A 14230-nucleotide genomic window follows, 5' to 3' on the forward strand; every position below is an offset into this window, starting at 1 on the left:
CAACCCGGTTAGCGGGCGGGGAAGTACTTGCCCTGGATCTGCTGAAATTCGCTGCTGGCCAGCACCTGGGTCAGACCGTTCTGGAACTCCTTGACCAGCTCGTCGCTGACCGGGTGGCTGAAGGCGAAGCAGAATTGCTCCGAGCTCAGCATCCAGGCCACCTTGAATTGAGCGGGATCCAGCTGCTGGGTGGCGATGAGATCCATCATGGTGGTCTTGTTGGTGGAGATGAGGTCGACCCGGCCGGAGGTGAGCATCTTGAGCGCCTGGGGCAGGCGGTTGGCGGTCATGATCTTCTGCTCGTCAAAGCCGTTGTTGAGCAGCAGCTGCTCCCCCACGTCGGCCCGTACCGCCCCTATGTTGTACTGCTGGGCATCTTCCAGCTTGGTGAGGGTGAGCGGGCTCTTGGCCAGCCCCATCAGCACTATCTCGGCATAGCCGATGGGGCAGGCCCACTTGAACAGCGGATCCCGCGCCTCGGTGCGAGCGGTGGAGAAGAGCACCACATTGGGTTTCTGGGTCAGCAGGTAGTAGCCCCGCGCCCAGGGCATGATGGTGATGGTCTGGGCCGGGGTGTTGGTCTTCTGCCACACCTGATGCAGCAGCTCGACGGCGAGGCCGGTGGGGGCGCCGGCTTCGTTGGAGAAGTTGTAGGGTTTGTACTCTTCGGTGAGGTAGTGCAGCTTGCCAAGTTCAGGGCTGGCCTGGGTGATGGCGGTAAACATGAGCGCGGCTATTCCAATCCATTTTTTCATCTTGGCCATCCTGATGGGGTGTTGCTTCATCCTCAAGTGTTACCAAATCGTGATAATTCGCCAATCAGATCAGGGTTTAAATCAAGGAGATGCGAACCCAGGCCGCGTTGGGTTCAGGGGGCGGGCAGGTATTGGAGCCGCAGGCGCTGAAACTCCGGCGAGGCCAGTGCCTGGGTCAGGGCGTGCTGGAACTGCTTGATCACGCCGTCGTCCACCTGACGGCTGAAGGCGTAGCAGAGCTCCTCGGCATCCAGCACCAGGGCCACATTGAAGTCGTCGGCCTTGAGCTGCAGCGCCTTGATGGCGTCATAGCCCGCCAGCTTGCTGGTGGCCAGCAGATCGGCGCGGCCCGACACCAGCATGCGCAGGGCCTGGCTCAGCCGGTTGGCCGGTATGATGCGGGTCTCATCCATGCCCCGGTTGAGCAGCAACTGCTCGGAGGCATCGGCCCGCACCGCGCTGATCCGGTAGGCGTTCATCTGCTCGGCAGAGCTCAGGCTGATGTGGCGCTGCTTGTGGGCCAGCAATATGTATTCGGAGTAGCCGATGGGGCAGGCCCATTTGAACAGGGGGTCGCGGGTGTCGGTGCGGGCGGTGGAGAAGAGCACCACATTGGGTTTCTGGGTCAGCAGGTAGTAGCCCCGCGCCCAGGGCAGGATGCGGATGGGCTGGGCAGGCGTGCCGCTGCGTTGCCAGACCATCTGCAGCAACTCGACCGCCAGCCCGCTGGGCTGGCCGGCCTCATCGCTGAAGTTGTAGGGGGGATACTCCTCGGTCAGGTACTCCAGCCTGGCGAGATCTGCCTGCGCCGAACCCAGGCACGACATCAGCAGCAGATAACAGCACAACCTTATCCTCATGAGCCCATCCTTGGCGTGAAACCGGCGATCCTCTGCGCAAGTGTGGGTAAAAAAGCCTGAGATTGCCAGTACTTACCAACGATCCCTGCTGGTTCCCATCAGCTTGAACTCTTCATCACGCAGCCCGACCAGCAGCGCCTTTCCATCCGCTTGCAGCCGAAACTCGCCGTAGCGCGCCGTCTCGTACTGCTCGCCGGTGCCCTCTTCGAAGAAGAAGGCGTCGGGGCCGATCAGCCACTGGTTGTCGCTTAGGCGCACCTGCAGCAGCCGCTCATTCGGTGCCAGTTGCGCGGGCTTGCCGCCTTCGACCCAGCTGGCTACCTGCTGCCCGTCGAGGCGGATCACCAGGGTATCGCCGCCATTGGCGCGCTCGCTGTCGCGACGGGCGCCGAGCTGGCGGGCAATGTCGTAGTTCAGCCGCATGTAATCCCCTTGCATCAGGGAACGGGGGTCGACCGGCGCCAGCCTGAGCAGCACCACCTCGCCGCTGCTGATGGCGTGCTCGTAACGCCAGACGGTGAAGTTGATGCCCGCCAGTATGGCGAGGCCGGTCAGCAGTAGTCCAAGCCGTCTCATGATGGCGTCCTCCCATTGAGGATCTTCAGTAGCTGGCGGGTGCCGAGCAACAGGGCGCCCGAGCCCAGCAGCAGCCAGGATTTGGTCATCAGGGTCAGCCCCAGATCGTAGTAATAGAGGGAGCCAAAGCCGAGCAGCAGCAGGCCCGCCAGCGTCATCAGCCCCAGGCTGCCGGCATAAAAGCCGAGCACCAGCACCAGGGCGCCGGCCCCCATGCCGGGGATGAGGGCGCTGATCAGCACCAGCGGCAGCCCATACAGCAGCGGCAGCTTGAGCCGGATCATGACCCCGAGCAGCAGGGCGGCGCAGAGCAGGGGATTGAGCCAGAGCGGCAGGCGGGAGTGGCCCAGCTCGTCGAGCATGCTGGCGCCCCCGTCCCACAGCGGGTGGTGCAGGCGCCCCAGCACCAGCAGGGAGAGCGCCAGCCCCAGAGTGAGGGATTCGTAGAGTTGATGGTGGACGGGCTGACGCTCCGCCTGCAGCCAGCAGAGGGTGACGGCCGCCATCACCAGCGGCAGGGCCAGCAGTTGCAGGCCGAGACAAGCCAGCCCAAGGGTGAGCAGTATGGCGGCGGCGAAGCTGTGAAACAGCCGGATCAGCCAGTGTTCGAACAGGGCGGCGATGGCCAGCGACAGCAGAGCCAGCCCCAGCCAGAGCGGCGCCGAGTGCGGGTCAATCTGATCGATGAGGCCATAGAGCAGCCAGGCATCGGCGGCCAGCGCCAGCGCCAGCACGAACTGGTCCCACAAATCGCTGCGCTGGGCGAAGCGGTTGAGGCCATAGGCGATGGTCATCAGCACGCTGCCCATCACCAGGGCGCTGTTGGCATCCCGGGTGAGCTGCGAGAACGACATGAACAGGAAGAACAGCAGGAAGAGGGCGGCGATCCAGCCCACCATGCCGAGCAGGAAGCGGCTCGACCAGTGGGGCTGGGTATCATTGGGGACGTCCCCTTCCACCAGTTCGGCCTGTTGCAGCCGCTGCCAGGGGGTCAGATCAGCCATGTTGCCTCCTCCTGGCGGACTTGCCAGATGCCTTGCTTATGCATAGGACCTCCGTTGCTGTTGCAGCCAGCGGCTGGCCGCGACCGAGAGGCCGATGGCAATCAGGCTCAGCAGCAGGAAGCCGTCCACGTCGGGCTCCATCCACTTGCCAAGGGCCGCCAGGATCACGGCGATCAGGCTCAGGCAGCCCATGGCGAGCCCGGCGACAAATCTGTGGTGCCAGCGCAGATAGGCGGCGCCAAGCCATGCGATCCAGGCGGGCCAGACCCAGGGGGAGGCGGCATCAAACAGCGCCAGCAACGCCAGCAGGGTGACGCCGAGGCCGGCGGCCAGACCCGGCAGCCAGCTTGACATCAAGCGCCAGCGGGCCGGTGCCAGCAACAGCAGGCCCCAGAGGGCGGCGTTGAGCAGGGTCAGACACCAGCCCAGCCCCTCTTCATCGAAGGCAAAGAAGAAGTTGAACAGCCCGAGTCGCCAGTAGAGCACCAGCGCCAGCTGGCCGAGCAGCCAGCTCAGGGTCCACAGCAAGGGGCTCATGCCGAGCGCCGCCAGCGGCAGCAGCATCAGGGCCCAGGTGGCGAACAGCTGCCAGGGATCGGCGCCGGTCTGGTAGGTCTGGCCCACCAGGGCCAGCAGGGCACCGATATTGAGCGCGGCGGCCAGCAGCAGCGCCTGGTGAGGCGTATCGGCCAGGGGCTTGCGCCACAGCAGCACCAGCATGGCGAGCAGGGGCAGCTCCAGCAGGGCGAGGCGTTCGATCCGACCCAGCTCCTGCCAGTTGAAGGCGACGAAGAACACCAGACCGGCGCCCAGGCACAGGCTGCCGAGCCAGAGCAGCAGGCGATCGAACAACCATTGCCAGCGGGCGGGGCCGGGTGGCAGCTCGCACAGGGCGAGGGCGGCGGGCAGGTGCGCCTGGGCGAGGCGTCCGCGTCTGACCCAGTCGAGCAGCGTCTGTCTTGAGGTGAAGTGCATGGGATGCTCCATGAGGTTTGCCGCATTATGCCACCGTCATGGCACTGCGGGACACTCCCCGTGTGCGGGCGTGCGACAGCCGGCAGGGGGCCGCAGGCATCGGCCGCTGGCGGGCAACAAAAAGCCCCGCCTGTTCGAATAGAGGCGGGGCTGGCTTGGGATGACGCGACATGGGTACCGGCACTGGGCGGGGTAGGCAAGTGCTCACGCTTGCCTCGCCGCCTTCCGGGCCGGTTTGTGTCAGGCGAAGATCAGGGTGCTGACCCCCCCCCTAAGGCCCACAAACAGGATGGCGCAGGCGATGCGGATCCCCTTGAGCGGCAGCTTGTCGGCGCCCAGCTTGCCGAGCAGCACCACGGGCACGTTGGCCAGCATCATGCCGAGGGTGGTGCCTGTGATGACCTGCACCAGAGAGTCATATTTGGCCGCCAGCAAGACGGTGGCTATCTGGGTCTTGTCGCCTATCTCGGCGATGAAGAAGAGCACGAAGGTGGCCATGAAGGGGCCGTACTTGTCGAGCGGGCTCTCCTCGTCGTCCATCTTGTCCGGCACCAGGATCCAGGCCGCCATGGCAATGAAGGAGCCGGCGACCAGATAGGTCATCACCTTGGGATCCAGCCAGCGGCTGATGAACTCGCCAAGCCAGGCGGCGCCGGCGTGGTTGAGCAGGGTCGCCGCCAGCATGCCGGCTATGATGGGCCAGGGCTTGCGAAAACGACAGATGAGCAGCAACGCCAGCAGCTGGGTCTTGTCGCCGATCTCGGCGATAGCCACGCTCAGGGTTGAGGTTAACAGGGCTTCCATAAAAATGACCGGGGGACGGAATTGTTATACCTGAGACAAGCCTGCGCCATCCGTCCCCGGTATTGGCACTGGCCCGTCAAAGGTCTTGTCAAATCCACGGATTAGATGGATCACCCTGACCATGGTGAGTTGGCACCAAGCATGTTGATCAGGGTCGCAAACCGGTTTGGGATCGGGCTGCGAGACTACTCCCCCTCGATGGGAGCGGGCATTCTAGGGAAAAATCATCCGCCAGACAAGTGGGTCAGCCGCCCACCAGCTTGACGCTGAAACCGGCCTTCTCCAGCTCGGCCTTGATCAGGTCCCGTTTATCCCCCTGGATCTCGATGATCCCCTCTTTCAGGCCGCCGCCGGTACCGCACTTCTTCTTGAGCAGGGTGGCGATGGCCTTCTGCTGTTCGGCCGGTACGCCGTGGATGCTGATGACGCCGGCGCCCTTGCGCCCCTTGGTCTCGCGCCGGATGCGCACCACGCCGTCGGCGGGGAAGGGGGAAGCGGATGGGGACTGGGTCTGTTCCTTGATGATGCCGCCGTCCGTGCTGTAGACCAGGCGGCTGTTGTTGTCGTGACTCATGGCAGTTATTTGTGAGTTAGCTAAGCGGAGTTTGATTTTACTCAAATTAGCGTGGGAAACACGGATTATAATGCCCCGAGTGAAAGCGAATTATTATTGTTTAACTTCAGGAGTCAGTCATGGTACTCGCGCAGTTGTCACCGGGACAGAGTGCTCGCATCAAGAACATGAATCAGTTGACCCGTCCCCTGCGGCGCAAGCTGATGGTGATGGGCTTGCTGCCTCAGACCGAAGTCATCTACCTGCGCGCGGCACCGCTGGGTGATCCGCTCCAGATCCAGTGTCAGGGGATCTGTCTCTCCATGCAAAAAAGCCTTGCCCTGCAAATCGAGGTCGAACCGGTATGAATTATTCCCTGGTAACCGTCGGCAATCCCAATAGCGGCAAGACTTCCCTGTTCAACGCCCTGACCGGGGCCCGCCAGCAGGTGGGCAACTGGAGCGGCGTCACGGTCGACAAGAAGATGGGCGAGTTCTCCGCCCAGGGGCACGACTACAAGCTGATGGACCTGCCCGGCATCTATAGCCTGGCCAATCAGGAAGGGAGCCTGGACGAGCAGATCGCCAGCCGCTTCGTTCAGGGCCAGCAGCCGGATCTGCTGCTCAACGTCATCGATGCCGCCAACCTGGAACGCTCTCTCTATCTCACGCTGCAACTGCGCGAACTGGGGCTGCCCATGGTGGTGGTGCTCAACAAGATGGACATACTGCAAAAGCGGCGGCTGGTCATAGATGAAGCCCTGCTGGCCAAGGCGCTCGGCTGCCCGGTAGTGGCCCTGTCGGCCCACAACCGTCAGCAGGTCGCCGCCTTCAAGCGCCAGATCCAGCAGTTCATCGGCCAGCCCCAGCCCGCGCTGCTGCTCGATTACGGCACAGATCTTGAAAAAGATCTGGCGGAGCTGGAGACCCTGCTCGCCCCGCACCACCTCACCGCCCGTGGCCGCGCCCTGCGCCTGCTGGAAGAGGATGCCGTGATGCAGGAGACCCTGCTGCCTGGCCAGCAGGCCGCCGCCGCCAACGTGGTGGCCCGCGCCCATCATGCCCAGGACATAGATCTGCAACTGGCGGATATCCGCTATGGCCACATTCACCAGTGGGCCAGCCAGGCATGTCAGCAGAAGGGCAAGCTCACCATAGCCCAGAGCGAATGGCTGGATCGGGTGCTGCTCAACCGCTGGGTCGGCATCCCCTTCTTCCTGCTGGTGATGTACCTGATGTTCATGTTCGCCATCAAGGTGGGCAGCGCCTTCATCGACTTCTTCGACATCATGGGCGGCGCCCTGTTCGTGGATGGCGTGCACCACCTGCTGGGGCTGATCCATGCCCCGGACTGGCTGGGGGCCATACTGGCGGACGGCTTCGGGGTCGGCTTGCAGACGGTGGCCACCTTTATCCCGGTGATCGGCTGTCTTTACCTGTTCCTGGCGGTGCTGGAGAGCTCAGGCTACCTGGCCCGTGCCGCCTTCGTGGTGGATGCCCTGATGCGTCGCCTCGGGCTGCCGGGCAAGGCATTCGTGCCCATGCTGATGGGCTTTGGCTGTACGGTGCCGTCTGTGATGGCGACCCGCACCCTCAACTCGGAGCGGGAGCGGCTGATGACCTCCGCCATGGCCCCCTTCATGTCGTGCGGTGCCCGCCTGCCGGTCTACGCCCTGTTTGCGGTGGCCTTCTTCCCCGAATCGGGTCAGAACCTGGTGTTCGGTCTCTACCTCATCGGTATTCTGGTGGCCGTGCTCACCGGCCTGCTGCTGCGCAGCACCCTGCTGCCGGGCAAGAGCGACTCCATGCTGATGGAGATGCCGGATTACGAGTGGCCGCGTCCCATCAACGTGGGGATCAAGACCTGGCAGAAGCTCAAATCCTTCGTGTTCGGCGCCGGTAAAACCATAGTGCTGGTGGTCGCCGTGCTGAGCGTGCTCAACTCGCTGGGCACGGATGGCAGCTTCGGCCACCAAGACCAAGAAAGCTCTGTGCTGAGCAAGATAAGCCAGGCCGTGACCCCTGTGCTGCACCCCATAGGTGTGCGCGATGACAACTGGCAGGCCACTGTCGGTATCGTCACCGGCATCTTCGCCAAGGAGGCGGTAGTGGGTACCCTCAACAGCCTCTACGCCGGCAGCAACGGGGATGAGGAGGAGAAGGAATTCTCCCTACTTGCCAGCTTCAACGAGGCCATTGCCGCCGTCGCCACCAACCTGGCCGACATAGACCCGTCCGATCCCATGGGGATCCAGGTCGGCAATCTGGATGACCAGCAGGCCGCCGCCGAGGCGCAGGAGGTGGATGTCTCCACCTACGGCAACATGCAGACCCACTTCGACGGTGCCGCCGGTGCCTTTGCCTACCTGCTGTTCGTGCTGCTTTACATGCCGTGCGCCGCCGCCATGGGTGCCCTGGTGCGGGAAACCGGTCGCCAGTGGGCGCTGCTGACCGCCGCCTGGTGCAACTACACGGCCTTCCTGTGTGCCACCGTCTTCTATCAGGCGGCCACCTTTGCCGCCCACCCCGAGCAGAGCTTGCTCTGGATCGGCAGCTATGGCCTCTCCCTGCTGCTGCTCTGGTGGCTGGGCCGTCGTCACGGCGACATAGTCGCCCGCAAGGTGGTGGCCCTGTGATCCTGCGGGAGCTCGGCGCCTATCTCGCCGCACAACAGAAGGTGAGCCGGCGGGATCTGGCGCGCCACTTCCGCACCTCGGAAGATGCGGTGGAGGCCATGCTCGGCGTCTGGATGCGCAAGGGCCGGGTCGCCAAGCGGGAGACCCAGGTGTGCGGCGGCAGCTGCTGCGGCAAGAGCCAGGAGGTGATGTTCGAGTGGTGCGAGCCGGGCCAGATAGGCCTGGTGCAAAAGGGCTGAACCAGCGCGTTCGTCCGCTTCATTCGTCCATAAAAAAAGACCCGCCACTGGCGGGTCTTTTTTATGGCTGGCAGCGATGGGGCTGCCTGGCGGAGGAGGGGATCAGTGCCCCGGCCAGCGCTGGCCCACCTCGGCGTGGCGATACCAGGCCATCAGGGCCTGCTGGCCCTCGATGTCATCCACGGCTGGTGACCAGGGGGCGAAGTCCTCTTCCCGAAAGGGGGCATAGGGGCCGTGTTTCACCTCGAAGATGACGGCGCCGGGATCCAGAGATAGCACCGCATGCCAGGTGGCGACCGGGGTCTCCAGCACCGAGGTCTCTTCCCCCAGCAGGGCGCGGGCAATGACGGTGCCCTCGTCGTCGAAGTTGAGCACCACGAAGCGCCCGCACAGGGCGGTGAGCAGCTCCCAGGTCTGCAGGTGGCGATGGGGGCGGATATAGGTGCCCGGCTCCATGGCGATGGCGAGGCGCTGGATGGGGTCGGCCAGCTGGTCGTGCAGATTGTGGTTCATGCGCTGGCGCGGGGAGTGGGCGGCCTCGTCGGCGAGGCTGGCAAGGCGGGCAACATCCAGTTTTTTCATATGCAGTTCCATGATGAGACGAAGGCAGGCTTGGGTCGGCAGAGTAGCATGCTCGCGTGCCTGCCAGGCAAGGGGTGAGCGGTAAGCAAATGTAAAAAGGGAGCCGCGCGGGCTCCCTGTTGGCATCAGAGGCTGGCACTCACAGCTTGGCCAGCATCTCCTTGGTGACCAGCACTATGCCCTGCTCGGAGCGGTGGAAGCGGCGGGCGTCTTCGCAGGCGTTTTCCCCCACCACCAGGCCTTCCGGCAGTTTGCAGCCCTTGTCGACCACGACCCGGCGCAACCGGCAGCCGGCCCCTATCTCGACCCCGGGGAAGATCACCGCCTGATCCAGGGTACAGAAGGAGTCGACCCGCACATTGGTGAACAGCACTGAGCTCACTATGAAGGAGCCGCTGACTATGGTGCCGCCGGCGAACATGGAGTTGATGGTCATGCCGTGCTGGCCGTTTCTGTCCTGCACGAACTTGGCGGGGGGTGTCATGTTCTGGCTGGTCCAGATGGGCCACTCCTGATCATAGATGTCGAGCTCTGGCGTCACCGAGGCGAGATCCATGTTGGCTTCCCAGAACGAATCCACAGTCCCTACATCGCGCCAGTAGGGGCGCTTTTGCGGGCAGCAGCCGACGCAGGATAGGCTGAACGGATGGGCGTAGGCTGTGCCCTCCTTGACCACCCGCGGGATCACGTCCATGCCGAAGTCGTGGTGGGAATCCTGGTTGGCCAGATCCTCTTCCAGCAACTGGTAGAGATACTCGGCCTCGAAGATGTAGACCCCCATGGAGGCCAGCGCCGTATCGGCCTTGCCCGGCATGGCCGGCGGATTGGCGGGCTTCTCGACGAAGGCGTTGATCTTGCGATCCTCATCTACCGCCATCACGCCAAAGGCGCTTGCCTCGGTACGCGGTACCTCTATGCAGGCCACAGTGACTTTGGCGCCCATGTTGACGTGGTCGAGCAGCATGGCGGCGTAATCCATCTTGTAGATGTGATCCCCCGCCAGCACCACCACGTACTTGGGGCCATGATCGCGAATGATGTCCAGATTCTGATAGACGGCATCGGCGGTGCCGCGATACCAGTTGACCTCGTCCACCCGTTGCTGGGCTGGCAGCAAGTCGATGAACTCGTTCATCTGGTAGCGCAGGAATGACCAGCCTGATTGCAGGTGGCGCAGCAGGCTGTGGGACTTGTACTGGGTGACCACGCCGACCCGGCGGATCCCCGAGTTGATGCAATTGGAGAGCACGAAGTCGATGATGCGGAACTTGCCGCCGAAATGTACTGCCGGTTTCGCCCTGTTGTCCGTCAACTGCTTGAGGCGACTGCCCCGCCCTCCTGCGAGAACCAAGGCCATGGTCTCGTTCAGCAACTGTCTGGATTTTGCTGTATTGGCAGGTTGTAACAACATTGAATACCCCTTTATTGATACATCCCCTTGATAGTGCCTCCTTTGAAGCTGGTTTGAAAGTGCTTTCAGTCACACTTCGCACAGGGTTTTTGGGCGAAGTGATGATTTTGTCATTTGTGGTGACAGAAACTGTCGCAGACAGCGCGATAGTTCACCAGATGTCAGGTTGTCAACGGGTTGAGAGGGCGAAGATGATATTGAATAAACAGCACTTTTTTTAAACAGACACCCGCCGAAGCGGGTGTCTGTTTAACGGGGGAGGGAGTGACCTGCACTAGAAGAGTTCGTCTTTCTCATCCTTGGTGGGCTCCAGACTCCAACCCGTGGCATCGCTGCTGCTGGCTATCTGGCCCTTCTCCTTCCACAGCTTGATCTTGAGGCGCAGGTTGTTGGCCGAGTCGGCGTTTTTCACCGCCTCTTCCTCCTCTATCACCCCTTCCACCACCAGATCGAACAGGGCGCTGTCGAAGGTGACCATGCCGAGGGCCTTGGATTTCTCCATCACCTCCTTGAGGCCGCCAAATTCGCCGCGCTTGATCATGTCGCGGATGGTATGGGTGCCCAGCATGATCTCCACCGCCGCCCGGCGGCCGCCGTCCGTGGTTTTGACCAGCCGCTGGGAGACAAAGGCCTTGAGGTTGTTGCCCAGATCGTTGAGCAGCTGCGGGCGACGCTCCTCCGGGAAGAAGTTGATGATGCGATCCAGCGCCTGGTTGGCGTTGTTGGCGTGCAGGGTGGAGATGGCGAGGTGGCCGGTTTCGGAGAAGGCCAGCGCATGCTCCATGGTTTCGCGATCGCGAATTTCGCCGATGAGGATCACGTCCGGCGCCTGGCGCAGGGTATTCTTGAGCGCGGCGTGGAAGCTGCGGGTATCCACCCCCACCTCCCGCTGGTTGATGATGCTCTTGCGGTGGCGGTGAACGAACTCCACCGGATCCTCTATGGTGATGATGTGGCCGCCGCTGTTGCGGTTGCGATGGTCGATGAGGGCCGCCAGCGAGGTGGACTTGCCCGAGCCGGTCCCCCCGACGAACAGCACAAGGCCGCGTTTCTCCATGATGGTGTCGAGCAGCACGGGGGGCAGTTTCAGATCCTCGAAGCGGGGGATCTCGGTCTTGATGTTGCGGGCCACCAGGGACACTTCGTTGCGCTGCTTGAAGATGTTGATCCGAAAGCGCCCTATCTGGGGCAAGGAGATGGCGAGGTTCATCTCCAGCTCCCGTTCGAACTGCAGCTTCTGCTCGCCGTCCATGATGTCGGCGGCAATCTTCGCCACCTCGCCCGGCTCGAGCGGCGTCTCCAGCAGGGGACGCAATCCGCCATTGAACTTGGCGCAGGGGGGGGCGCCGGTCGACAGATAGAGGTCGGAGCCGTCCTGCTGGGCCAGGATCTGTAGCATGTCTCGCAATTCCATGGTTTTGCCTCGTCTATCAAGCAGATGCCATTACATTGAATGTCATAGAGTGTACAGCCTCAGGCGCCGGTGAGTTTCTCGCGAAACACAAAAAACACAGCGCCCATGATGCACAGGCCAGCCCAGAGGTAATCCCACTTCAGATCCTCTTTCAGATAGAAGACCGAGAAGGGGACGAACACGGTCAGGGTGATCACCTCCTGCAATATCTTGAGCTGACCGACCGAGAGTACCGTATGGCCGATGCGGTTGGCGGGCACCTGCAACAGATATTCGAACAGGGCTATGCCCCAGCTCACCAGGGCGGCGATGATCCAGGGTTTGTGGTTCATGCTCTTGAGATGGGCATACCAGGCGAAGGTCATGAAGACGTTGCTGCACACCAACAGACCGATACTGGCAATGATAGGGTTCATTAGGTTCTCCTTTAAAATCAATCGCATTTTATCTCTGAACCACGGGTTTCCATAAGTGGGGCAGCAGGGTATTTTTAACCCATCAAGGATGGGGTAACACGAGGTTCAACGGGATGGGCAAGACAAGCTGGGGTGTGCTTGGTCTGCTGTTTGCCTGCCTGGCGCACGGGGCGCCGACCCTGACGGTGGCCACCGATGTCTGGCCACCCTTTCGGATCTCGCAACCGGACGGTCAGTTCCGGGGGCTGGACATGGACATTCTGCAACGGCTGCAGCGCCGCAGCGGCATACCGTTCGAGGTGAAACGCGTGCCCTGGGGACGGGCGCTCAAGCAGATGCAGACCGGCCAGGTCGACCTCATGATAGGCCTGGCCATGACGGCGGAGCGGGCACAGTTCATCGATTATCTGCAACCGGCCTATTACCAGTGCCGGCCTGCGTTTTATGGCAAGGCTGCGGCGGTATCGACCCTGCGCACCTACGCCGACCTGCGGGGGCAGAAGGTGGGCTATGTGCTCAATTCCGTCTATTTTGAACCGTTTGATACCGACAACCGGCTCGACAAGCACGGCGTGCCCACCGAGGATCAGCTGCTGCGCATGGTGCAGCGGGGCCACCTGCCGCTGATGATAGGCACAGACTGCCAGGTGGATTATGCCCTGAGCCTGCACAACGAGGCCGGCCTCATCAAGGCGGCCTACCAGCCGCCCCAGCCAGTGGTGCTCTATCTGGGCATGAGCAAGCACTCACCCCATCAGGCGCTCAGACAGCCGTTGGCGCTGGCGCTGCAGGAGCTGGTGGCCAGCGGCGAAATCCAGGCCCTGGCCAAGCCTTACCAGCCTTGACCTCGGGTGGTAACACGCTGTTATCATGCGTTTTTCATCCTTGTGCGCCGGGCTGCTCAATCCCGCATCGGCGCCGGGCCTTGTTCACGTTCGGGGATCCTCTGTGTATCTCTCTCTGCTCGCCCGCCAGCGCCGCTGGCAGCGGGGCTGGTTGCTCGGCCTGGCGCTGCTGACCCTCACGCTGTTTCTCTTCTCCCTCGCCTGGGGCGAATTCGTGCTGCTGCCCTGGCAACCCATGGGGGAGCTAGAGCAGCGCATCCTGCTGGAGCTGCGGCTGCCGCGCGCCCTGCTGGCCCTGCTGGCCGGGGCCGCGCTCGCCTGTGGCGGCGCCGTGCTGCAGGTAATGCTGCACAACCCTGTGGCCGAACCCGGCCTGCTCGGCGTCTCGAGCGGGGCTGGATTGGCTGCCATGGTGGCGATGGCGGTGGCCAAATCCCTCGGCGTCTATCTGCCGGGCTGGGGGCTGTCGCTGGCGGCCTTCGGTGGCGCCCTGCTGGTGACCATGCTGCTCATACGGTTGGCACGCCGGGCCCGGCTCGGCCATGCCCGCCTGCTGCTGTTCGGGGTGGCCATCGGCATCCTCACCAACGCCGCCATGACCTGGCTGATGTACTTTGCCGACGACGGCTCCCTGCGCGAATACATGTTCTGGATGATGGGCAGCCTCGCCTACGGCAGTCAGCAGCTCGGCTGGTGGTGGCTGGCGCTGCCGCTCACCCTGGGCTGGCTCTGCTGGCAGGGCAAGGCCTTGCAGCAGCTGCTGCTGGGGGAGACCCAGGCCCGCCTGATGGGACTGGACGTGGACAGGATGCGGGTGCGGCTGGTGCTGGCGGTCTGTCTGCTCACCGGCCTGGCGGTATCCCTGTGCGGTGTCATCGGCTTCGTCGGGCTGGTGGTGCCCCATCTGCTGCGCCTGTGCGGCGGCAGCGATCAGCGCTTTTTGCTGCCCGCCTCGGCGCTGGGAGGAGGCGCCCTGCTGCTCGGTGCCGATCTGGTGGCGCGCTCGGCCTTGAGCGCAGGCGAGCTGCCCATCGGTGTCATCACCGCCTCCGTGGGGGCGCCGCTCTTCATTTACCTGCTGCTGAGACAAGATGCCCATGCTACCGCATAAATACCGGCCCGAATGCCGACGTGCACAAGCTGTCTACCCGCTGCTGAGGC

16 protein-coding genes are annotated in these 14230 nt (G+C 63.1%); 5 read left to right on the plus strand and 11 right to left on the minus strand.

Features of this window, described 5'->3' with window-relative positions:
- Positions 1-8: 8 nt before the first annotated feature.
- The 7 genes from CK910_RS13465 to CK910_RS13495 form a co-directional block, all read right to left on the minus strand.
- Positions 9-755, minus strand: coding sequence for a substrate-binding periplasmic protein (locus tag CK910_RS13465; protein WP_098983650.1), 747 nt, complete (start codon positions 753-755; stop codon positions 9-11).
- Between the two features lie 113 nt (positions 756-868).
- Complete coding sequence (locus CK910_RS13470) at positions 869-1615, minus strand: substrate-binding periplasmic protein (RefSeq protein ID WP_098983651.1); 747 nt, start codon at positions 1613-1615, stop codon at positions 869-871.
- Between the two features lie 72 nt (positions 1616-1687).
- Entirely contained in the window at positions 1688-2191 is a 504-nt protein-coding gene (locus CK910_RS13475) for a GDYXXLXY domain-containing protein (RefSeq protein ID WP_098983652.1), read from the minus strand.
- On the minus strand, positions 2188-3195 hold the full coding sequence (locus tag CK910_RS13480) for a DUF4401 domain-containing protein (RefSeq protein ID WP_098983653.1): 1008 nt from the start codon (positions 3193-3195) through the stop codon (positions 2188-2190). Before CK910_RS13480 ends, CK910_RS13475 begins: the two co-directional genes overlap by 4 nt.
- 36 nt (positions 3196-3231) lie before the next feature.
- A complete protein-coding gene (locus CK910_RS13485; protein ID WP_098983654.1) occupies positions 3232-4170 on the minus strand; it encodes a DUF2157 domain-containing protein in 939 nt (312 codons plus the stop codon).
- Between the two features lie 240 nt (positions 4171-4410).
- Complete coding sequence (locus CK910_RS13490) at positions 4411-4974, minus strand: TMEM165/GDT1 family protein (RefSeq protein ID WP_098983655.1); 564 nt, start codon at positions 4972-4974, stop codon at positions 4411-4413.
- 244 nt (positions 4975-5218) lie between these two features.
- Positions 5219-5548 (minus strand): translation initiation factor, encoded by a 330-nt coding sequence (locus CK910_RS13495; protein WP_043556561.1) that lies wholly within the window; start codon positions 5546-5548, stop codon positions 5219-5221.
- Between the two features lie 119 nt (positions 5549-5667).
- Between CK910_RS13495 and CK910_RS13500 the strand changes: the two genes are divergently transcribed.
- The 3 genes from CK910_RS13500 to CK910_RS13510 are packed head-to-tail and all read left to right on the plus strand — an operon-like array spanning position 5668 to position 8401.
- Positions 5668-5895, plus strand: a complete 228-nt coding sequence (locus CK910_RS13500; protein ID WP_043140907.1) for a FeoA family protein — start codon at positions 5668-5670, stop codon at positions 5893-5895.
- Positions 5892-8162, plus strand: coding sequence for a Fe(2+) transporter permease subunit FeoB (feoB, locus tag CK910_RS13505; protein ID WP_098983657.1), 2271 nt, complete (start codon positions 5892-5894; stop codon positions 8160-8162). Before CK910_RS13500 ends, feoB begins: the two co-directional genes overlap by 4 nt.
- Positions 8159-8401: a FeoC-like transcriptional regulator gene (locus CK910_RS13510; RefSeq protein WP_043140913.1), complete on the plus strand. Its 243-nt coding sequence runs from the start codon at positions 8159-8161 to the stop codon at positions 8399-8401. Before feoB ends, CK910_RS13510 begins: the two co-directional genes overlap by 4 nt.
- 102 nt (positions 8402-8503) lie before the next feature.
- Here CK910_RS13510 and CK910_RS13515 read toward each other — a convergent pair whose 3' ends face one another.
- From CK910_RS13515 to CK910_RS13530, 4 genes are all read right to left on the minus strand, one after another.
- Complete coding sequence (locus CK910_RS13515) at positions 8504-8983, minus strand: WbuC family cupin fold metalloprotein (protein WP_172955311.1); 480 nt, start codon at positions 8981-8983, stop codon at positions 8504-8506.
- A 139-nt stretch (positions 8984-9122) separates the two neighbouring features.
- A complete protein-coding gene (gene glgC, locus CK910_RS13520) occupies positions 9123-10394 on the minus strand; it encodes a glucose-1-phosphate adenylyltransferase (protein ID WP_043139205.1) in 1272 nt (423 codons plus the stop codon).
- A 274-nt stretch (positions 10395-10668) separates the two neighbouring features.
- Positions 10669-11808 carry a type IVa pilus ATPase TapW gene (gene tapW / locus CK910_RS13525; protein ID WP_043139208.1) on the minus strand — a complete coding sequence of 380 codons (1140 nt, stop codon included), beginning with the start codon at positions 11806-11808 and terminating at the stop codon, positions 10669-10671.
- Between the two features lie 59 nt (positions 11809-11867).
- Positions 11868-12224, minus strand: a complete 357-nt coding sequence (locus CK910_RS13530) for a DMT family protein (RefSeq protein ID WP_042866201.1) — start codon at positions 12222-12224, stop codon at positions 11868-11870.
- 113 nt (positions 12225-12337) lie between these two features.
- On the opposite strand from CK910_RS13530, the gene CK910_RS13535 reads away from it, so the two are divergent.
- Complete coding sequence (locus tag CK910_RS13535; protein WP_043556548.1) at positions 12338-13069, plus strand: substrate-binding periplasmic protein; 732 nt, start codon at positions 12338-12340, stop codon at positions 13067-13069.
- A 103-nt stretch (positions 13070-13172) separates the two neighbouring features.
- Positions 13173-14180 carry a vitamin B12 ABC transporter permease BtuC gene (gene btuC, locus CK910_RS13540; protein ID WP_098983659.1) on the plus strand — a complete coding sequence of 336 codons (1008 nt, stop codon included), beginning with the start codon at positions 13173-13175 and terminating at the stop codon, positions 14178-14180.
- Positions 14181-14230 lie beyond the last annotated feature (50 nt).

The organism is Aeromonas sp. CA23 (assembly GCF_002587065.1).
Classification (GTDB): Bacteria; Pseudomonadota; Gammaproteobacteria; order Enterobacterales; family Aeromonadaceae; genus Aeromonas; species Aeromonas bestiarum.